Source organism: Acinetobacter sp. AHP123 (genome assembly GCF_023757925.1).
Classification (GTDB): Bacteria; Pseudomonadota; Gammaproteobacteria; order Pseudomonadales; family Moraxellaceae; genus Acinetobacter; species Acinetobacter oleivorans.
On record NZ_CP092454.1, the window covers coordinates 3,243,703 to 3,265,258 of the forward strand.

The following is a 21,556-nucleotide window of genomic DNA, read 5'->3' on the forward strand; positions in this document are numbered from 1 at the left end:
TAAAGCGTTGCTTTACTCTTATCCTCGCTCAGGTTTGACCATCCACTCGCGGCCCTTAAGCATGCCTTGCCAGTAAATCGGCGGTAAAATCTGCTCTTTAAGTAACCATGCCAAACGAGATGGCTTTTGCCCATCAATTACCCATTTCGGAAAACTTGGGAGTAATTTTCCGCCGTAGCCAAACTCAGCCAGAACGATTTTTCCACGCTCTACGGTGAGTGGACATGAGCCATAGCCGTTGTATTCAAAGAAGTTTTGTTCACCGTTTAGTTGTGCTAGAACATTTACAGCAACGATAGGAGCTTGTGCACGTGCCGCAGCAGCAGTTTTGGCATTAGGTGCATTCATCACATCGCCTAAAGCAAAAATATTGGCATGCTGTGTGTGTTGTAAGGTTTGTGGATTCACACTCACCCAGCCTGCTTCATCAGTGAGTGTGCTGGCACGAATAAAGTCTGGGGCTTGTTGCGGTGGAACAACATGCAACATATCAAAATCAGTCTCGACCAATGCTGCATTTTCATCGTTCACAACCTTAAACCATGCTTTTTTTGCAGGCCCATCTACTTTGACAAGTTGATGGTTAAAGTGCAGTTCAGAGCCATATTTTTCAACGTATTGCATTAGTGCAGGTACATATTCCTTCACACCAAATAAAACACCGCCAGTGTTATAAAAATGAATAGAGATATCTTTGAGTTTGCCTTGCTTTAACCAGTAGTCAGCTGAAAGGTACATTGCTTTTTGAGGAGCACCCGCACATTTAATCGGCATAGGCGGCTGGGTAAAAATTGCCTTTCCACCGTTTAGCTGTTGTACCAATTCCCATGTATAGGGCGCTAAGTCATAGCGATAGTTAGACGTCACCCCATTTTTTCCTAAGGTTTCGACTAAACCTTCAATGCCATGCCAATTGAGTTTTAAACCAGGACAGACGACCAACGCTTTATATTGAATGGGTTGGCATCCTTCCAAAATAATCTGATTATGCTCAGGGTCGAATCCGGCAACTGCTGCTTTCATCCATTTTACTTTTGAAGGAATCACACTTGCCATTGAGCGTGCAGTTACTTGTGGTTTAAAAATACCACCACCAACCATGGTCCAGCCCGGTTGATAATAATGTGTATCTGCCGGATCAATAATGACAATATCTAAATTAGGTTCACGACATAAAAGACTAGATGCTACAGAAATTCCTGCTGCTCCAGCGCCCACAATCACAACGCTATAACAAGGAATTGTCGCTGATTCATGATCGCTTTTTAAAATACGTGGCACTAACCCTTTCAAGTTAAAACCAAGTTTGTTACCCAATTCTACTAATAAAGCCGCATCTTTCGGGGCAACTTCTGCTAAAGCCCACAAACTGATTGCACGCATACCAGAGCGACAATACGCTAAAACAGGTTTTTGGGCATTCTGATAAAGCTGCTTAAACTCGGTAACTTGTTGGTCGGTAATTTTGCCACTGGTAACAGGCTGATAAATTACATTTAGACCATATTGTTGAGCTGCTTCTTCAATTTCAATCACATTGGGTTGATCTGCACCTTCTCCATCTGGTCTGTTACATATCAGAGTTTTTACTCCCTGATGTGAAATTTCCGCAATATCGTCGGCTGTAATTTGGCCAGCAACATAAAATTCTTGATTAACTCGTTTAAGTTCCATATTGCCACCTTATGATTGTGAAATTGAGCCGCAAGCCTGATTGGCAGGAAGCGCTTTATCGATTTGTTTTGGATATGGCAGATTTAAGTTATTCATTAATTCAATAAAATCTTCTCGTGAGCGATTCTGACCTAGACGTGAATTTTTTAAACGTTCATAACCAATCGTTGAAGACAAACGACCCTTATAGTCGTGTCCCGGATACACAATAGTTTCGTCAGGTAAGCTGAAAAGTTGTTTATGAATACTGTCAAAAAGTGTCCCTGCATTACCTTGCTGGAAGTCAGTTCGACCGCATCCATCAATTAATAATGCATCACCCGTAAAAACCATGTTTCCAACTAGGTAACTCGTACAAGCATTGGTATGACCTGGTGTATAACGTGCTTCAATACTGAGATTGCCGACTTTAAGCATGCAACCATCTGTAATTAAAATATCTCCGCAACTTACATCTGAATTACGGTGTAAAACCGATTTGCAATTGAAACGTTCACGAAGCAAATTTGCAGCAGTAATATGGTCTGCATGAACATGGGTATCTAAGGTATAGATGAGCGTAAATTGATGCCGCTCTAACTCTTTTGTATAAATCTCTATATCTGATGCAACTGGGTCAATTAAAACAGCCTCTCGAGTTTCTTTACACCCAAGCATATATGTATAAGTCGAACTTTCCTGCTCAAAAAACTGCTTAAAGAACATGATTTATACCCCAATAATTTATTTCTTTCCTATATTTTGCAAATAAGATGCCAATTATTTAAAATTAAATAATAAATATAAAAATCAAACAATTAAAATAATAGGTAAAATTAAAGTTAGAAAATAAACTCAGCTTGATGTTCCTTTGAAACTCAAGTATGTTTCAATGAAACGATTATGAAACACAGACAATGGCAAAGTTAAATTTTGAGTCAGAACAAGATTTTTTTATTTTATTTGAGCAATTAAAAGCTTTATTCCCAAGTGCGAGTCTGTTTTTAGCAGACACAACGACTCAAGCAATTCACTATAAATTTAATACAGATGATCTTTCTGTTGAGAGCATGGCAGCGCTTACTCAAGACCATCACAATCAATATCTCGAAGTTAATACTCCTAAAATGAGAAAGCGCTTTATCTATCAGGAAAATGATATTTACATTGCAGAGCATCGAATTATCGGGAAGTTGCATATCCTACAGCCCGTTAGCATAGAGAATGATATTGCTGATGAAGTAGAGCTCACAGAACAATTGCAAGACTTGGCTAAAGTTTTTAATAGCTGTTCGCCTGAAATGACCCGTATGTTTTCAATCATTCAAAGAGTGGCAATTACTGAGTTTCCTGTGCTCGTTCGCGGCGAATCTGGTAGTGGTAAAGAGCTAGTGGCAAAAGCAATTCATGATTATAGCCAACGTAAAAATAAGATTTTTGTAGCGATTAACTGTGCTGCTTTAAATTCTAATATTTTAGAAAGTGAACTCTTTGGGCATGTGAAAGGTGCTTTTACGGGAGCAATTCGCGACCATAAAGGCGTGTTTGAGCGTGCCGCCGGTGGAACACTGTTTTTGGATGAAATTGCCGAGATTCCTTTAGAGCTTCAAGCTAAATTATTACGGGTGTTAGAAACAGGTGAATTTACTCCTGTAGGTGGTGAAAAACCGATTCAAGCCAATGTCCGAATTATTACCGCAACACATAAAGCTTTACGCGAAGAAGCCAAAGCTGGGCGTTTCCGTCATGATTTGCTCTACCGTTTACGTGTAATTCCAATTTTTATACCGCCACTCAGAGAGCGAAAAGTCGATATTCCTCTCATTGTCGATCAGATTTTAAAAGAAAGCTCCACTCAACTAGACACAATGCCTCGTCATGTTAATCAAAAAGCCATGCAGATTTTATTGAACTATGACTGGCCGGGAAATGTTCGTGAGCTAAAAAACACCCTGCTTTATGCTTTAACCATGGCAAATGGTAAGGATGAAATTGAAGTCGAAGACTTACCGAATGAGCTCTTAAATGCTGAAGATTACGTTAAATTACCCGAGACAAATACAGAACTTAGTCCAAAAAATGTGCAAGCTGCTTTAGAAAAATATAACCATAACCTGAATATGGTCGCGAATATTTTTGGTATTAGCCGCACTACTCTTTGGCGATATAGACAAAAACATAAGCTTTAGGGAGATATTTAACTCGTCTAAGGCGTATCATATTGCACTTGGTTAGGTTCGTTAGTTCAAAGGCTTTATATGATTGTTCGCGATAAAAGCAATGTATTTAAATTATTATTTGCTTGGAAAGGAACAATTTTGCCGAAGGTTTTGCCTGCACTGAGTTTTGTTGTACTTATTTCAGCATGTGTAGTTTGGCTCTCTTATTATCATTGGATTCAAATTCCTACCGTACCTGCAATCGGATTTACTATCTTCGGTGTGATTCTGTCAATTTGTACGGGTTTTCGAAATAACGCATGTTATGACCGTTGGTGGGAAGGCCGCAAACTTTGGGGTGCGCTAATTGCCAATGCCAGACATATTGTTAGAGATAGCCATGTTTTATCTAATGAACAACGCGAACATTTAATTCATCAGGTCTTAATTTTTAGTAATTTATTGCGTGATCGACTGCGTCAACAAACAGTCGAACCCACAAAATTTCTTGAACATGCCTATTTAAATAACTCTTCACTTAATTATTTAAATGAGCATATTAATGCACCGCAATTTGTACTCGAAAATATTCAAAAAGATTTAGTTAAAATACTCAAAGACGGCGAAATTAGTGACATTATCTATAGCACGCTAAATCGACATATTATTGAGCTAGGTAATATTCAAGCGGGTTGTGACCGGATTGCTGGAACACCTTTACCCTACTCATATTCAGTACTTTTACATCGTGCCGTTTACTGTTTCTGTTTCATCTTACCGTTTAGCCTTGAAGCTGCCTTAGGTATTTGGACACCGCTTATTGTCGGCTTAATCGCTTATATGTTTTTAGGTTTAGATGCCTTAAGTGCTCAAATTGAAGAACCTTTTGGTTTGCAAGAAAATGATTTACCGCTCGATTCTATTGTGCGTTTAATTGAACGAGAGTCTTTAAGTTCATTAGGACAACCATTACCCCCTATTATTAAAGCTCAAAACAACAACTTACTTTAATAAAAAAAGAGCGATGATTCGCTCTTTTTTTATAGGTTTAAGTACTTATTTAGGGTTGTACAATAATCTTAACGGCTGACTCATTGTTATGAATTAAGGTTTCAAAACCTTGTGAAATCAAATCATCAAGTTGAATACGCTGCGTAATAAAAGGTTCAAGATTTATTTTACCTTCTTCGACCAGTTTAATGGTTTCTTGATGGTCATTTACGTAGGCAATTGTGCCTCGTACATCAAGCTCTTTCATTACTACACTATGCACATTAATTGATGCTGGATGGCTCCAAATCGAAACTATAACAATCACACCTGTTGGTTTCACTGCCGCAACCAAAGTATCTAATACCTTGTTAACGCTACTACATTCAAACGCGACATCGACACCATCGCCATTAGTAATTTTCATGACCTCAGAAACAACATCAACTTCTGACGGGTCTAAAATATAATCTGCGACTCCCGACTCTTTAGCTTTTTCTTTCCTTTTGGCACTTAGTTCGGTAATGATGACCTTAAGCCCTTTTGCTTTTAAAATTGCCGAAAGCAATAAACCAATTGGGCCCGCACCACCTACCAGTGCAATATCACCAGCCTTTGCACCACTGCGTACGAAAGCATGATGACCCACAGATAACGGTTCAATTAAGGCCGCCTGATCCAGTGGAATTTTATTGGAAATTGGATGCACCCAACGGCGTTTAACCGCAATTTTTTCCGACAAACCACCACCACAACCACCTAAACCAATAAAGTTCATATTTTTGGAAAGATGATAATTATCGCCTGGTCCAGTGGGTACATCATCCGCCACAATATAAGGCTCTACCACCACATGCTGACCAATTTCAATGTCATCCACACCTTCACCTACGGCATAGACCACACCTGAAAATTCATGTCCCATGGTAATCGGTGCAGATTCGCCTGAAATAGGATGCGGATGTCCACACGGTGGAATAAAAATCGGTCCTTCCATAAACTCATGCAAATCTGTACCACAAATTCCACACCAAGCTACCTTAATGCCTACAGTACCGGGAGTGACTTCTGGTTCAGGGATATCTTCAATACGAATATCGCCTCTGTCATAAAAACGCGCTGCTTTCATTATTATCTCCCTCAAATCAGGATGTTGTTTTAGCGATAGATTATTCCGCCGTCCGTTAAAATGGATTGACCCGTAATATAGTCTGAATCTTCACTTGCCAGAAAAGCAACTAATGCGGCTACATCATCTGGTGTTTGGGCTCTACCTAAAGCAATGCCTTCCACATACTTTTTATAAGTTTCACCGATTGCTGCACCGGTAATTTCAGCAAAACGTTTATCGATCTCAACCCACATGTCTGTTCCGACAATTCCGGGACAATATCCATTTACCGTAATACCATGACTGGCATATTCTTTTGCCGCAGCTTGGGTAAGTGCTCGTACTGCAAATTTGGTTGCTGAGTAAATACCGAGTAAAGCAAACCCATCATGGCCCGCAATTGAGCAGGCATTAATGATTTTACCTTTATGTTGGCGTTGCTTAAATTTTGCAGCAGCAGCCTGAATGCCCCACAGCACTCCACCAATATTGATATCGACTATTTTTTGAAATTCATTAGGTGTGATATCCGCAATCGCTTGAACTTGTGCTATTCCAGCATTATTAATCATGACATCAAACCCACCAAGGGTCTGCTCAGCATGATTTATAGCAGCATACACTTGCTCGCGCTCACTTACGTCAGCAATAAATGTGCTCGCATTTACACCTAAAGCCTGAATTTCATGCTGCACATCGTTCAGTCGATCTTGTTTCATATCCACTAATGCAATATGTGCCCCTTCTTGCGCTAAGCGCAGGGCAATCCCACGGCCAATGCCTTGAGCTGCCCCAGTCACTAAAACGACTTTATTTTTTAATCCCTTAACCATGTTCAACTCCTGTAAATGTAGAATTTCTACATATGAATCGCTCGTTGCATTGAGGCCAAAATGCATTCATGCATGGCTTCTGATAATGTTGGATGTGGGAAAATCACTTGAGCTAAACTTTCATCAGTTGCTTCTAGATATTTAGCAATTGCAAAGCCCTGAATATGCTCGGTCACTTCATGGCCGACCATATGTGCACCAAGTAATTCCCCCGTCTCTGCATGTATTACCGTTTTAACGAAACCTGATGCATCACCAATTGCCAAAGCTTTGCCATTTGCTGTTAAAGAAAACTTACCGATTCGTATAGGTAGATTCTGAGCTTTTGCTGCATTTTCCGTTAAACCAATACTCGCCACTTGTGGATGCGTAAAAATACAACCGGGTATCTGGCTACGGTCAAGTGAATGTACATTAGCTACACCAGCAATTTTTTCGACACATATCATGGCTTCATGGCTTGCTTTATGGGCAAGACACGGTGCTCCAGCAACATCCCCAATGGCATAAAGCCCTGCTACATTGGTTTTACAATAATCATCAATTGCCACAAAACCTTGTGGATTGAGTTCCACACCTAAACGTTCTAGGCCTAGCCCTGTGGTATTAGGCTGTACACCAATTGCCGAAAGCACACGGTCAAAAACAAGCGTTTGAACATCATTTGCCGTTTCAATCACACAGTGAACTTGATCATTTTCAATTTGAATACTTTGAACGACAGCATCGGTTAAGACTTTCATTCCTTTTTGTTCAAATTGTTTTCTGACAAATTGAGCAACTTCTGCATCTTCGGTTGGTAAAATTTGCTTGGCTAAATCAATAAGCGTGACCTGACAACCCAAATCTTGATAAAGGCTAGCAAACTCACTGCCAATTGCACCTGAGCCAACAACCAGTAAACTTTTTGGTAAATCCTCTGGCACAAGCGCTTCTTTATAGCTCCACACATATTTTCCATCGACAGGAAGTTGAGGAACATGTCGAGCTCTAGCTCCTGTTGCCAAAATAATATGTGGTGCACTCAAAGCCTGACTGTTACCTTGAGCATCAGTCACTTCAATTTTTTCTTTCGCTGTAAGTTGAGCACGACCATTAAATACAGTCACCTGATTCTTTTTTAGTAAGTAATCGATGCCTTGTACCAGCTGTGCTGAAACTTGTCGGCTATGCTGCACAAGCTTTTGAATATCAAAATCGAGTTGCGATACCTGAAAACCAAACTGTCCAGCATGTTTAAACTGGGTTGCAAGCTCTGCGCCTGCAAGCAAAGCTTTGGTTGGAATACAGCCCCAATTTAGACAAATTCCACCTAAGTGTTGCTCTTCTACAATTGCGGTTTTTAACCCGAGCTGGGCTGCACGAATTGCAGCCACATATCCACCCGGTCCCGCGCCAATCACAATTAAATCAAATTGAGCTTCTGACATGCGGGTTCTCCTACACCAAAATTAAAGCAGGGTTTTCAACAAACTGCTTAAAGCTGGCCAAGAATTTCGCCCCAACTGCACCATCAATGACTCGGTGATCGCATGACAACGTCGCTGTGACAATCTCACGAACCACGACATTACCATTTTCGACAACAGCGCGAGATTCAGAAGCACCTAATGCCATAATTGCACCTTGCGGTGGATTAATAATGGCATCGAACTGTTTAATGCCTAACATTCCTAAATTTGAAATGCTAAAGCTGCCGCCCTGAAACTCATCAGGTTGTAACTTGCCAGTCTTGGCACGCGTTGCCAAATCACGCATGTCATCAGAAATTTGTGCCAACGATTTTTGATTCGCAGCTTTCACAATAGGTGTAATTAAACCGTTTGGAATCGCTACGGCCACCGAAATATCGGCTTGAGAGAACTGTAAAATTGATTGAGTCACCTCATCAAATTGAACGTTTACCTCAGGTACTTTAATCAGTGCCGCAGCAGCTGCTTTAATTAGCATGTCATTAATCGAAAGTTTCACTTGTGGAACAGTCTCATTAATTTGCTTACGCAAATTTTGCAAAGCTTCTACTTTTAGATCGACCACTAAGCGAAAATGCGGTGCATTACGTTTTGCAGCCTGTAACCGTGAAGCAATCGCTTTACGCATACCATTCATCGCGACAGTAGTAACGGTCGATTGTGGTTGAGCAGCACATTGAGCAGATTGTTCATTTACCGACGTTGGATTACTACGGCAATAAACCGCTTCAACATCTTCTTTACAGACACGGCCACGAGTACCTGAAACACGGCAGTCGTTTAGGTTAATACCCCATTGCTTTGCTAAACGGCGTGCTACAGGTGTCGCTGAAACTCGGCTATCATCAGCCGTAGATTTAACCACTTTAGCCTGAGTTTGCTGCTTAATATCAGGCCATTGACCACCAGCAACCTGTACAGCCTTCTGAATGTCTTGAACACTAATACGTCCTTCGCGACCAGAACCCGTGATTTTTGCTAAGTTCACATTGTGCTTTTCTGCAAGCTTTAATGCATGCGGTGTGGTAAACAACTCATCAGATGTTTGATAGCCTTGTAGTGACTCCGGTACAGCGTAATCACCTTTAGCTACCTTTACCGGAACTGGAGCGCTAGCTGTTGAAGTCTGTGGCTGTTCTGCTTTTTCAGCAACAGGTGCAGATGTTTCTGCTTTACTTTGCTCCGAAGGTGCTTCAGGGGCTTTAGCTGCTGACCCACCTAGTGAGGCAATAAACATTTCAATTTCTGCATCAGAAATTTCACTATCAGCACATACCGCAATAAGCCCACCGACGGGTAAAGTATCCCCGTCTTTCGCCAAAATTTTACGGAGTATTCCTGCAAAAGGCGCTTCTAATACATTGACGATTTTTGTGGTTTCAATTTCACAAATTTCATCGCCTTTATTAAAGCTATCGCCTTCTTTAATCAACCATTGGGCAATAGTACCTTCTTCCATGGATAATCCCCATTTCGGGATCTCCAACGTTTTAATTTCGCTCATCCTAAGCCTCCAAAGTTTTTCGCACAGCTTGCTCAATACGCTCTACACTTGGAATCCATTCTTTTTCTAAAACTGGAGAGAATGGAACAGGCGTATGTGGTGGCGTTACGAGTTCAACAGGTGCTTTCAAATAGTGGAAACCTTTTTGCGCGACCAGTGCAGCAACATCATGACCAAAACCACAGCGTGCTGCTGATTCATCCACAATGACCACGCGCCCAGTCGATGCAACAGACTCTAAAATTCCTTCTTCATCAAGAGGTGAAATTGTTCGAGGGTCGACCACTTCAACTGAAATACCATCTTTTGCAAGTTTGTCTGCCACTTCATTAGCGCGATGTACCATCAAACCTAAAGCAATAATGGTCACGTCTGTCCCTTCACGGGTGTAATTTGCTACACCAAAAGGAATGGTGTAGGCATCATCTGGAACTTCACCTTTAATGTCATAAAGCATTTTATGCTCACAGAACACCACAGGATCGTCATCTCGAATAGCCTGAATTAATAGCCCTTTCACGTCGTATGGGCTAGATGGAACCACAACTTTTAAGCCAGGAACCGCAGCGAATACGTTATATGGTGACTGCGAATGCTGAGCTGCTGCAGAAAAACCTGCGCCAATCATGCCACGTACAACCATTGGCGCTTTTGCTTTTCCGCCAAACATATAACGGAACTTAGCGGCTTGGTTATAGAGCATGTCATGACACACGCCATAGAAATCCATAAACATTAAATCAGCAACAGGACGTAAACCTGTTGCAGCAGCACCAGCGGCCATACCAATAATTGCTGATTCGGTAATTGGCGTATCAATAACACGCTCTGAACCAAATTCAGTCCATAAGCCTTTGGTTACGCCAAGTACACCACCGAAACCTTCAAGCTCGTTATCTTCAGTATTTTTACCACCATGTCCACCGCGAACATCTTCACCAACTACAAAAACCGTTGGGTCGCGGCGCATTTCTGATTCAATGGCTTCTTTAATTGCATTACGAAAACTTTTATTTGGCATCTTAACTATTCCTTTAGTAAGAGACATAGACGTCGGTAAGGAGTTGTTCTGGTTGTGGGTATGCCGCAGCACGAGCTTTAGCAACAGCATCATCAACATTTGCCTTAGATGCGACATCGATCTCGTCTAGCTTAGCTTCATCAATTTTGCCTTTAACTTTCTCTCGGAAAATTTTCAAAGGATCTTTATTTTCTTTGATGAACTCGACTTCTTCTTTAGAACGAATCAAGCCAGGGTCACCTTCGAAGTGGCCATAAAAACGGTTTGTAATGGTTTCAATAACACTCGGACCTTCACCACGACGTGCACGTTCAATGGCAGTTTGGGCTGCTTCATAAACAGCAAAGAAGTCTGTACCGTCAACTTTAACCGCTGGTAAACCAAAACCTGCTGCACGACCAGCAATGTCTTTGCTTCCTACTGCGTAATCATGACCAGTCCCTTCACCAAAACCGTTATTTTCGAAAACGAAAATGACTGGAAGTTTAAGAACAACCGCCATGTTCATTGCTTCAAAAGTAAGACCTTGGTTTGAACCGCCGTCACCTGTAAAAGATAGTCCGACGCCACCAGTCTTTAAGGTTTTCGCTGTCAACGCCGCACCAATTGCTAAAGGAGGTCCCCCACCCACAATCCCGTTGGCACCGAGCATACCTTTATCTAAATCGGCAATATGCATAGAACCGCCTTTTCCACGGCATAGCCCGTCATCTTTACCAAAAATTTCCAGCATCATGGCGTGAATGTCACAGCCTTTTGCAATACAGTGACCATGTCCACGGTGTGTTGAAGTGATATAATCTTTGTCAGTTAAGTTTTCGCAAATCCCGACTGCTACAGCTTCTTCACCACTATATAAGTGAATAAAGCCAGGAATATCACCATTAGTATTTTCTTCGTGAAGTCGATCCTCAAATTCACGAATATCACGCATGCGTTTATATGCTGCGAGTAATTGCTCTTCCGTTAATTGCATATCCTTTTCCTTTATTATCTTGATTTTAAAAATTCAACCAAGTTTCAAGCGAAAATCTAATTCGCTATAAATACTTAAACTCAAAATTAATAATCAATCTATTAGACTAAAAAGTTTTTAATTAAAATATATGTAATTATTTTTTAAATTTCAAAAACTTAATTATCAAAAATAATTTTAAAAATTTTTCATAATTTTCATTAAGTTATAAAACAAACCTTTAACCAACCTTTCTTATTTTATAATACTCGCCACACCCTGTGTTTTTAATTAATTGCGCTTTTTAATATAATCTAATTAAATTAAAAATATAGAAGTTTAAGCGGGTTTTAAATAAAATGGAATTATGAATATGGATTTTAAAAGACAAGTAGAAGCTGGTATTAAATTAAGAGGAGCGGATAAAGTTGCTCGCATTCCGATTAAAATTTTACCTACAGAAGAGTTACCGACTAAACCTGACTGGGTTAGAGCCAAAATAACCGATTTTGAAGAAATTAAACGCATAAAAAATTTGCTACGCCAACAGAAGTTACACAGTGTTTGCGAAGAAGCGGCGTGTCCAAATTTACCGGAATGTTTTGGTGGAGGTACGGCAACATTTATGATTATGGGCGATATCTGTACTAGACGTTGCCCATTTTGTGATGTCGCCCATGGTCGCCCAAAACCTTTAGATGAAGATGAACCTAAGCATTTAGCAGAAACGGTCGCAAACCTAAACTTAAAATATGTCGTGATTACCTCTGTAGACCGTGATGATCTACACGATGGTGGCGCTGCACATTTTGTAAAGTGCATCGAAGAAATCCGAAAACGCTGCCCAGAAACTTTGATTGAGATTTTAGTACCAGATTTTCGTGGTCGTTTAGAGACAGCTCTTTCGACTTTGAGCTTATCTCCTCCAGATGTGTTTAATCATAATATTGAGACAGTTCCGCGTTTATATAAAGCGATGCGCCCTGGCTCAGACTATCAACACTCACTAGAGTTACTAAAACGCTTTAAAGCATATTGTCCCGATATCAAAACCAAGTCTGGCTTAATGGTTGGATTAGGAGAAATTGAAGCAGAAGTACTTGCTCTACTGAACGACTTAAAAGATTATCAGGTAGACCTTATTACCATTGGACAGTACTTACAGCCATCAAAGTCACATGCACCTATTCATCGGTTTGTAAATTTACAAGAATTTGAAAGATACACGCGACACGGTAAACGATTAGGTTTTAAAAATATTTGGAGTGCCCCTATGGTCCGTTCTAGCTACTTTGCTGATCGACAATATTTTGGAGAAGAAGTACCAAAGCCTTTCAGCCGACAAGATGTCTTATCTTAAAGATCAGGTAATTAACAAAACTTATCCAATAGGATAATGGTCAAGGCTTATAAAATTATTTAAGGTAAGGAGATAACTAGGAAATAGTCACAATAAGAAAGTTATAACGGTTGAGCGGCTACGGATACGCCATTTCAATGATAAAGGAATTTCGATATGGATATGTCAAAACAATTATCATCACCCTTTTTAGATACCACGCCGTCATTATTCCGGCCAGAAAAGTCATCTCATTCTCAACAATTAGGAAAAAAACCACCAGTTGACCTCGAAGCGGCTCCGTTATTTGACCTAACCGAAGAATGGGAACATTCATTGTTTGGTCGTTCGATTCACGAGTGTCATCGGAATTTAATGCATATTGCCGAAGATGCCGATATGGCAATTGGTGTGACCGACCCACATGGCACTCTACTTTGGACATGGAGCAGTACACCGATGCGCTCATCGGCCGAGCAAGTTCATTTTGTTGAAGGCGGCCAGTGGTCAACTCAGGCAGTAGGTCAAAATGCAATTGGTTTAGCATTAAATACTCATTCAGCTAACTGCGTTTACTCACACGAAAACCAAATGAATAGTGTAAGAGATTGGGTCTGCTATGCGGCACCAATTACCGATACAAATACAGGCCAATTTTATGGCATTATGAATTTGTCGACCAAATATCAAAAACATAATTCTCTTGGGCTTTTAGCTGTTGAAAGATGCGCTGATATTGTGAAGCAAGCAATTCAGCTTCATCAAAAAAATATTTTATATATTAAGGCTTTTGGTACTCCTAAAGTTCAATATAACCAGCACAGTCTTACATTGACTCAACGTCAAATTGAGATTCTGTGCATTCTGACGCTTTGTCCTGAGGGAATTAATCTTGAAGAACTTCACTATGCTTTATATGGCGATCGACCAGTAAGTACCACCACCTTAAAAGCAGAACTTTCTCAACTTAGAAACCTAATCCCCGATGTTATCGAGTCTCGCCCTTATAAACTTAACTGTGAAATCCAATGTGATTTCTTAATGGCAGAGCAAGCATTAAACCTAGGCTTCACATCGACTACTCTTACACTCTATAGAGGAAGTTTTTTAGCTAAATCAGAAAGCCCATTTTTGTGTGCGTGGAGAGATTGCTTTGATGCTCGCTTGAGTCATGTGATTTATCAAATTGAAGATGTTGATCAACTATTACGAGTGGTCAGTCGTGTGCCAGATCGTGTAGATGCTGTTGAACGTTTACTTGAATTATTACCTGAAGAAACACCTTATCGAACTAAACTTTTAAAATTACTCGAATAAAATAAAAGGGAGAATATCGTATAAATATTCTCCCTTTTATTGAGGCAAGATCAAGCAGAAGCTTGAAGCTGCACCCTATAACAATCATCTAAGGCTAATTCATAATAACGCAGCCCTTCTTCAGCAGCATGAAATGCTTTTTTCTGCCAGTCAGGACGATCATTACATAAACGCTTAATCAGCTCCATGGCTTCATAAGGATGAAGATCATCATAATGCGCATGCGCACGCAACCAAGCCAAAGAACGTTTATCAATCGTTACGTCAGGATGATCAGTGTATGCATGAATACCTTTATAGACCTGAATAGACCAGTCTCCAGTTGCCCATTCAATTGCCAGATTTGTTGCAGCAAGGCACTCTGCCAAATTACCGCGATGACTCATATTCCATAAGAAATGGTTTACTGCATTCATCGCAGCTGGTGGCCGCACACTATCAAGCTTTTCTACAGTTAAACCAAAACCTCCAGCCCAATCGCGATACCATTTTAAGTGCCGCTCTTCTACCTTAATATTTTGGATTAACCAATCTCGTGCTTCTGTAACGCCAGGTTCAGAAAAACCAGTTGCTTTGCCTAACGCCCCAGCCATATATGACGGGAAATGCGCGACTAATGGATAGAAATTAAGTAAAGCATAACGGAAACTATTTAGGCTCAATCCCCCATTGGCCATTTCTGAAAAAAACGGATGTTTACTTACCCGTTCTTTCGCTGGTAGCAGGTCATCCCAGAACTGCTGTGACCATCCATTATGCGGTGTAATTTCTAAATGCATTCCATATTGATTTAGAGCAGTCATTGCTAATTTTCCTATTTATATGACAGCAATCATCTGTATTTCACGCTACAAGTCTATCCGAAAATGATAAAGATACAATCGTTAATCGACCATTTGTAACTTTTTTCGATGGATTGCGACGCTTTAGATAATTGTTACGCTAATCATTGAAATGTCGTGATTTTTATCACATTTAACTCAGATAAAAATCATTACTTTTTTAAAAAATCTGTATTATTATTTTGAATAAATCACACATTATATAATCAATATTTTTAGATGGAACTTTACTAAAAATAAGTCTCATTTTATGACAACTTCCAATATAGAGAGCATTAATTATGAAGTTGCAGGGTTCCAATATATTGGGACAGGAACAAATAGATTTATTAACCACACGAGGATTAAATTTCGTATGGTTTCCAAAGCAGCTTGAAACGATTTATCGTTTTCAATACCAAAACGGTGCTGCCTATGAGTTCCGCTATAGAGCGCCTATTATTTTAATATTATATATATTTTTAAGCTTTGGTATATATCAAGTATTGCCAACTGAACAAGTTTTACCCTGGTTTAGTTATTATTCTTGGGTGGGTGTAATTATTTTCCTTGCCTGGATTTTATCGTTTATTAAAAAATTAAATCAGTATTTTGATTATTATGTAGGAATTGGCTCAGCTTTAGCAGTCGCAATTACTTTTATTTTAATTAACGTTATAGAAAATGGCCAAGAGAACGTTCTTTTTCATGCAGCGATGATGTATGCAATTGTAATTATCTATGGTGCAGTAGGTATGCGTTTTTATACCGCCATATTTGCTGGGTGGGTTGGAGGACTTGTTGGAATTTTGGTAAGTAACTACTTAAATGGGGTGATCGACTGGACTTTCTTGAACCGGACTTACACCTTCAGTAGTTTCTTGGGAATGACCCTTGCCTATGCAACTGACCGCCAACATCGAGAAAACTACTTACAAAACTGCATGATCGAGCTGAATCGCATTGAACTGATGCAGCAAGCACAGCAATTATCTTTGCTTTCCCAGCAAGATGCACTCACCGGTTTAGCCAATCGACGCTATCTAGATGAAACACTGGATAACGAATGGCGACGTGCTTTACGGCATGAAACACCCCTTACCATCATGATGGTCGATATCGACTATTTTAAAGCTTACAACGACACTTTAGGACATCTAAAGGGTGATGAATGCTTAAAAGAAATCGCAATTGCTATTTCCTCTATTGCTGCGCGTAGTGGTGATTTGGTGGCTCGTTATGGTGGCGAAGAATTTTTACTGTTATTTCCAATGACAAATTCTCAGCAAGCCTTGATTCAGGTTGAACGTTTAATGAATGCTATTGATAAAATTGCAATTAAACACCCATGTAGTGATGTTTCACCACAAGTCACTATTAGTGTTGGAGTGGCAACCACGATTCCACGCCTAAACGATTCAATTTCTGCTTTCGTAGCACGCGCTGACCATGCTTTGTATAAGGCAAAAACGAATGGGCGTAATCAATATAAGATTGCTGTAAACGAAGAACAAATTGTAGATTTAACTTAAAAAGTCTAACTTCCATTTGAAATGACTCAATATAAATAATTAGCTTTTCCATCCGTGGCAAAGCTAAAAATAATTTAGAATCAGTACATACGAAAATCTCTTTTATTTAAATTTAAACCATCTGTTAAAAAATGGCTTATATAAACTTAATAAATTTAGCGACTTTCAATTAATTAACTTTTGTATTAGATAATAAAAATTATAGGCTCCAATCCATATAATGTAGAAAAATTCTACTTCATTAGAACCCTCTCTTCAGTTTCTTCCAAAATTTAATTAAAAAATAAAAAAATGAATTTTGTTCTATTCTCTGCGGCACAGTAGAAATGGTTTCAGCCGAAAATGGTAAAATCGAAACAATATTTTCATGTATTGTTTCATAATTTGGATAAGCTTCTTTTTTTATTATTTCTATAATTTTTTGTATTTCATCAAGGGATAAATTCAAAAACCTCTTAATTTCTTGAGCTGTTTTTGACTCAATAGATAATAAAGCACAAACTCTAGTAACATTAACAATCTGCTCTGCATGAATGTTTTTAAAGTTTGGATAACAAACAAGTTTATAAAGAATCTTTGTCTCCAAATGATCTTTAGAAACGATATTCTCATTATTTGTTATACGTTCTTGATGACTAATTTTAAAATATTCATTCTTCTCAATATCTTGTAAAATATTGAGAAGCTCCTGATACCTTATAGGTCTCTTCAAACCATATTGGTAGCCTTTTAAAAGTTCAGGATTATTACTTAATACGATCTTAATTTTTTTTGGAATAAGTATATTGGTGTAACCGCTATCTAAATCAATAATATGTATGTCTGGATTATCTTCGCTGTATATCCAATTCCCTAAAAGATGAGATGACAAAGATAAGTCATGAATAACTTTTATCATTGCCTCTAAATTTTTAGGCAATAGCCTATCCTTTGACATACAGCCAATTCTATATGTGCATTGATTCATTGATATTTCCCCAATTTCAATGATGACTTTGAAAATTCTTTGTTTAAAGTATTAAAAATTTAAATATGTAATAAGCTTATATAAAAGCAATTTGATTAAATTAACTTTATTTGATAAATATAAAAATCTGGTGTAGTAAAAATTAACAATATTTAATTGCTGATTTTACAGATGAATATATTCAAAAATAAATCGCAGAATATTATATTTATATAAACATTATAAGACAAGATAATAATTTAAAATTTAATCAAACTTCAGTGTAATAAAAACTTAAAACCCCATATTTAAATTAAATACGGGGTTTTAAGTACTATAATCAAAAAATATGATTAAGGTTCAATTGGCGCAAATGGCGGAATAACATCTGCATTTTGAGCACGATGGCGTAGGAAGTGATCCATTAAAACAATCGCTAGCATTGCTTCTGCAATCGGTGTTGCACGTACGCCTACACATGGATCATGACGGCCTTTAGTCAACACATCGGTATCTTCACGATTTAAATTAATCGTTTTACCTGGTGTTGTAATGCTTGCTGTTGGTTTTAGTGCAATAGCAACTCGAATGGATTGACCACTTGAAATACCACCCAAAATCCCACCAGCATGATTCGCTAAAAAGCCATTACTGGTCAATTCGTCACGTGTTTCATGACCAAACTGTCCAGCAACTGCAAAACCATCACCAATTTCTACCCCTTTAACCGCATTAATACTCATCATCGCATGAGCAATATCAGCATCTAAACGGTCAAAAACAGGTTCACCCCAGCCTACAGGAACTTTTTCAGCTAAAATTTCCAGCTTCGCGCCACAGCTTGTTCCCTGTTCACGCAAAGAAGTCACCAAAGCTTCAAAACGTGAAACAGCGTCGACATCACCACAGAAAAATGGATTATTCGGAACTTCATTCCAATCCAGTTTTTCGGCAACTTCATTGCCAATTTGAGTAACATGACCACGGATCAAGATGCCAAATTTTTCTGCCAAATATTTTTTAGCAATTGCACCCGCTGCAACACGCATAGCAGTTTCACGAGCACTTGAACGGCCACCGCCACGATAGTCACGGAAACCGTATTTTTGCGTATATGTATAGTCGGCATGGCCAGGTCTAAAAGTTTGGGCAATATTGCCATAATCTTTTGATTTCTGATCAGTATTCTCAATCAATAAACCAATTGGCGTTCCTGTCGTTTTACCTTCAAAAACACCTGAAATGATTTTAACCTGATCTGGCTCTTTACGTTGAGTCGCAAATTTAGAAGTTCCCGGTTTACGACGGTCAAGATCTTTTTGCAAGTCTTCTTCAGTTAGCTCAAGGCCTGGTGGCACACCATCAACAATTGCCATTAAGCCAACGCCATGAGACTCACCACAAGTGGTTACACGAAAGAGTTGTCCAATACTATTCCCTGCCATATGCCCAACTCCTTATATTTGCTCTTCAAATAGTTTTCTATAACGGCGACATTGTTCAGCAGTCAAAGCAAAAATACCTGAACCACCTTTTTGGAAAGTGAGCCAGTTGAAATCAATCGTATTAAAGTTCTGACGCATAGACCATTCAGAATTACCTACTTCAATGACAATAAGACCATCTTCAGTTAAGTAATCTGCCGCTTGTGCAAGCATTTTACGAACTAAATCTAAACCATCTTGGCCTGCTGCCAATGCAAGTTCAGGTTCATGTAAAAACTCTTCTGGTAAGTCAGCCATATCTTCAGCATCAACGTATGGAGGATTACTTACAATCAAATCATACTGATTTTCAGCCGGAATCTTGGCAAACAAGTCAGATTCAAGTAATGCAACTTGATATTGCTTATTGTGGTGTTCAGTATTAATTGAAGCAACTTCTAAAGCTTCTTTAGAAATGTCAGTTGCATCTATTTCAGCGTCTGGATATGCATAAGCCAAAGCAACCGCAATACAACCAGAACCTGTACACATATCTAAGATACGTTGTGGAGTTTTAGGTTTTGCATTTTCTGGCAAATTATTAAGAGCTTCGCGCATTTGACCATTTTCATCTAAACAATATGGTGCAAAACGTTGCTCAATTAATTCTGCAATTGGTGAACGTGGAATGAGTACACGCTCATCTACATAAAATGGCTTATTAAAGAAATAAGCAAGATTTAATAAATAAGATGTTGGAATACGGTCATTGATACGACGTTCCAATAAGCTTAAAAATTCTGCTTTTTCGCTTGGTAATAACTTCGCATCTAGAATTTCTGCGTCTGCTGACCATTCAAGAGATAAGGTTTGTAAAACTAATGCAGAGCTTTCTGCAAAATAATCTTCAGTACCTTGTCCTAAATGTGCATCATGTTGACGTAATGCTGATACCCCAAAACGAATAAAATCTCGAATTGTTGATAAATTTTCAGCCGCTTCCTGTAAATTTTCAGGGCTAATCGTCGGTCGCTCCACTTAGGCGTCTCCAAAGGCAAATTTTGCAAAGTGACTATTCTACTGAGTGAGGTACAGCAAAGCAACGCTTTGCCTTGTGAACAGGAGTTTTACATGCCTATCTCTAACAATCACACGTTAAAATCAGAATACTTTGTTTTAATTATAAAATAATGAAATTTGATTTAGATGTTCAAAACAAAAAACAGCCCTTAAATGGAGGGCTGTTTTTAAAGTTTAATTTATTTTTAAAGCTTAAGCTTTTCGGCAACATAATCAGAGTCTTTATCCCCGCGCCCTGATAGATTCACCACAATCATGGTTTCTTTCGGCAGTTTTGGTGCTTCACGAATTGCCCATGCGACAGCGTGTGAGCTTTCAAGTGCAGGAACAATGCCTTCAACACGAGAAAGTGTCATAAAAGCATCTAAACATTCTTGGTCAGTTGCAGTGCTATATTCAACACGCCCTAAATCTTTTAAAAAGCTGTGTTGTGGCCCAACACCCGGATAGTCTAGTCCTGAAGCAATAGAATGCACGGGTAAAGGTTCACCCGCCTCATTTTCAAGCACATAACACGCCATACCATGAATTTGACTTGGCTTACCTAAAGTTAGCGTTGCCGAATGCATATTAGTTTCTAAACCATGTCCAGCTGGCTCAACCCCAACAAGTTTTACATCTGAGTCATTTAAAAATGCAGTAAATGCACCTATTGCATTTGAACCACCACCTACACATGCCACAACATAATCTGGACTTTTTCCAAATCGTTGATGCGTTTGATCTTTAATTTCATTGCCAATAATCGATTGAAAATCACGAACCATTTTAGGAAATGGATGTGGACCTACAACAGAACCAATCGCATATATAAAGTTTTTAGGATCTTTTAAATATTCTTCAAACGCACTATCTACAGCATCTTTTAATGTTGCTGTACCACGTGTAACTGCCACCAAATGAGCACCCAAAATTTTCATTTTGACCACATTTGGATGTTCTTTTTCGATATCGACTTGACCCATATGAATTTCACAGGGAATGCCTACTAATGCGCAAGCGGTTGCCAAAGCAACGCCATGTTGACCAGCACCTGTTTCAGCAATAACTTTCTTTTTGCCCATATATTTAGCAAGTAAAGCTTCACCTAAGCAGTGATTAATTTTGTGGGCACCAGTGTGGTTCAAATCTTCACGTTTTAAGTAAATTTGTGCGCCACCTAACTGTTCAGACAAACGCTTCGCATGAAATAACGGACTTGGACGGCCTACATAATTTGTAAAGAGGTCTGATAGTTCATTTTGAAATTCAGATGTATGGCGAATTTCTTCATAGGCAACATTAATTTCATCCATTGCTTCTTTTAAATGTGGAGGAATGAATTGTCCGCCATATTCACCAAAAAATCCTTGTTCATTCGGCAAAGCAATACCGTTAATTTGATGTTGCATATCATCCC

General features: G+C 39.0%; 18 protein-coding genes. 5 read left to right on the forward strand and 13 right to left on the reverse strand.

Annotated features, from left to right (window positions below; all coding sequences use genetic code 11):
- Window positions 1–18 precede the first annotated feature (18 nt).
- On the reverse strand, window positions 19–1,674 hold the full coding sequence (locus MJX77_RS15395) for a bifunctional protein tyrosine phosphatase family protein/NAD(P)/FAD-dependent oxidoreductase (RefSeq protein WP_353619235.1): 1,656 nt from the start codon (window positions 1,672–1,674) through the stop codon (window positions 19–21).
- Window positions 1,675–1,683: 9 nt separating this feature from the next.
- Window positions 1,684–2,379, reverse strand: a complete 696-nt coding sequence (locus MJX77_RS15405) for an MBL fold metallo-hydrolase (protein ID WP_252059576.1) — start codon at window positions 2,377–2,379, stop codon at window positions 1,684–1,686.
- Window positions 2,380–2,570: 191 nt separating this feature from the next.
- On the opposite strand from MJX77_RS15405, the gene MJX77_RS15410 reads away from it, so the two are divergent.
- Window positions 2,571–3,842: a sigma-54 interaction domain-containing protein gene (locus MJX77_RS15410; RefSeq protein WP_252059577.1), complete on the forward strand. Its 1,272-nt coding sequence runs from the start codon at window positions 2,571–2,573 to the stop codon at window positions 3,840–3,842.
- Between the two features lie 69 nt (window positions 3,843–3,911).
- Complete coding sequence (locus MJX77_RS15415) at window positions 3,912–4,823, forward strand: bestrophin family protein (protein ID WP_252059578.1); 912 nt, start codon at window positions 3,912–3,914, stop codon at window positions 4,821–4,823.
- 49 nt (window positions 4,824–4,872) lie between these two features.
- Here the strand turns inward: MJX77_RS15415 and MJX77_RS15420 are convergent, their stop codons facing one another.
- From MJX77_RS15420 to MJX77_RS15445, 6 genes are read right to left on the reverse strand one after another with little or no spacing between them, the layout of a single operon-like run.
- Window positions 4,873–5,931, reverse strand: a complete 1,059-nt coding sequence (locus tag MJX77_RS15420) for a 2,3-butanediol dehydrogenase (protein ID WP_252059579.1) — start codon at window positions 5,929–5,931, stop codon at window positions 4,873–4,875.
- A 29-nt stretch (window positions 5,932–5,960) separates the two neighbouring features.
- A complete protein-coding gene (locus MJX77_RS15425; RefSeq protein ID WP_252059580.1) occupies window positions 5,961–6,746 on the reverse strand; it encodes an acetoin reductase in 786 nt (261 codons plus the stop codon).
- Between the two features lie 26 nt (window positions 6,747–6,772).
- On the reverse strand, window positions 6,773–8,176 hold the full coding sequence (gene lpdA, locus MJX77_RS15430) for a dihydrolipoyl dehydrogenase (RefSeq protein ID WP_252059581.1): 1,404 nt from the start codon (window positions 8,174–8,176) through the stop codon (window positions 6,773–6,775).
- A 10-nt stretch (window positions 8,177–8,186) separates the two neighbouring features.
- Entirely contained in the window at window positions 8,187–9,722 is a 1,536-nt protein-coding gene (locus MJX77_RS15435; RefSeq protein ID WP_252059582.1) for a dihydrolipoamide acetyltransferase family protein, read from the reverse strand.
- A 1-nt stretch (window position 9,723) separates the two neighbouring features.
- Window positions 9,724–10,743 carry an alpha-ketoacid dehydrogenase subunit beta gene (locus MJX77_RS15440; RefSeq protein WP_005304999.1) on the reverse strand — a complete coding sequence of 340 codons (1,020 nt, stop codon included), beginning with the start codon at window positions 10,741–10,743 and terminating at the stop codon, window positions 9,724–9,726.
- Between the two features lie 13 nt (window positions 10,744–10,756).
- Window positions 10,757–11,719 carry a thiamine pyrophosphate-dependent dehydrogenase E1 component subunit alpha gene (locus tag MJX77_RS15445; RefSeq protein ID WP_252059583.1) on the reverse strand — a complete coding sequence of 321 codons (963 nt, stop codon included), beginning with the start codon at window positions 11,717–11,719 and terminating at the stop codon, window positions 10,757–10,759.
- A 352-nt stretch (window positions 11,720–12,071) separates the two neighbouring features.
- On the opposite strand from MJX77_RS15445, the gene lipA reads away from it, so the two are divergent.
- Together lipA and MJX77_RS15455 are read left to right on the forward strand one after the other, a co-directional pair.
- Window positions 12,072–13,058: a lipoyl synthase gene (gene lipA, locus MJX77_RS15450; RefSeq protein ID WP_252059584.1), complete on the forward strand. Its 987-nt coding sequence runs from the start codon at window positions 12,072–12,074 to the stop codon at window positions 13,056–13,058.
- A 156-nt stretch (window positions 13,059–13,214) separates the two neighbouring features.
- Window positions 13,215–14,354, forward strand: coding sequence for a hypothetical protein (locus MJX77_RS15455; protein WP_013198000.1), 1,140 nt, complete (start codon window positions 13,215–13,217; stop codon window positions 14,352–14,354).
- Window positions 14,355–14,404: 50 nt separating this feature from the next.
- Here MJX77_RS15455 and MJX77_RS15460 read toward each other — a convergent pair whose 3' ends face one another.
- Entirely contained in the window at window positions 14,405–15,157 is a 753-nt protein-coding gene (locus tag MJX77_RS15460; protein WP_252059585.1) for an iron-containing redox enzyme family protein, read from the reverse strand.
- Window positions 15,158–15,477: 320 nt separating this feature from the next.
- Here MJX77_RS15460 and MJX77_RS15465 point away from each other — a divergent pair, with 320 nt between their 5' ends.
- Complete coding sequence (locus tag MJX77_RS15465) at window positions 15,478–16,707, forward strand: GGDEF domain-containing protein (protein WP_005304984.1); 1,230 nt, start codon at window positions 15,478–15,480, stop codon at window positions 16,705–16,707.
- Between the two features lie 241 nt (window positions 16,708–16,948).
- Here MJX77_RS15465 and MJX77_RS15470 read toward each other — a convergent pair whose 3' ends face one another.
- The 4 genes from MJX77_RS15470 to trpB form a co-directional block, all read right to left on the reverse strand.
- Window positions 16,949–17,674, reverse strand: coding sequence for a hypothetical protein (locus MJX77_RS15470; protein WP_004792533.1), 726 nt, complete (start codon window positions 17,672–17,674; stop codon window positions 16,949–16,951).
- 332 nt (window positions 17,675–18,006) lie between these two features.
- Entirely contained in the window at window positions 18,007–19,098 is a 1,092-nt protein-coding gene (gene aroC / locus MJX77_RS15475; protein WP_004792535.1) for a chorismate synthase, read from the reverse strand.
- Between the two features lie 12 nt (window positions 19,099–19,110).
- Window positions 19,111–20,115, reverse strand: a complete 1,005-nt coding sequence (prmB, locus tag MJX77_RS15480) for a 50S ribosomal protein L3 N(5)-glutamine methyltransferase (RefSeq protein ID WP_004792537.1) — start codon at window positions 20,113–20,115, stop codon at window positions 19,111–19,113.
- A gap of 227 nt (window positions 20,116–20,342) precedes the next feature.
- On the reverse strand, window positions 20,343–21,548 hold the full coding sequence (trpB, locus tag MJX77_RS15485) for a tryptophan synthase subunit beta (RefSeq protein ID WP_144730438.1): 1,206 nt from the start codon (window positions 21,546–21,548) through the stop codon (window positions 20,343–20,345).
- Window positions 21,549–21,556: the final 8 nt, after the last annotated feature.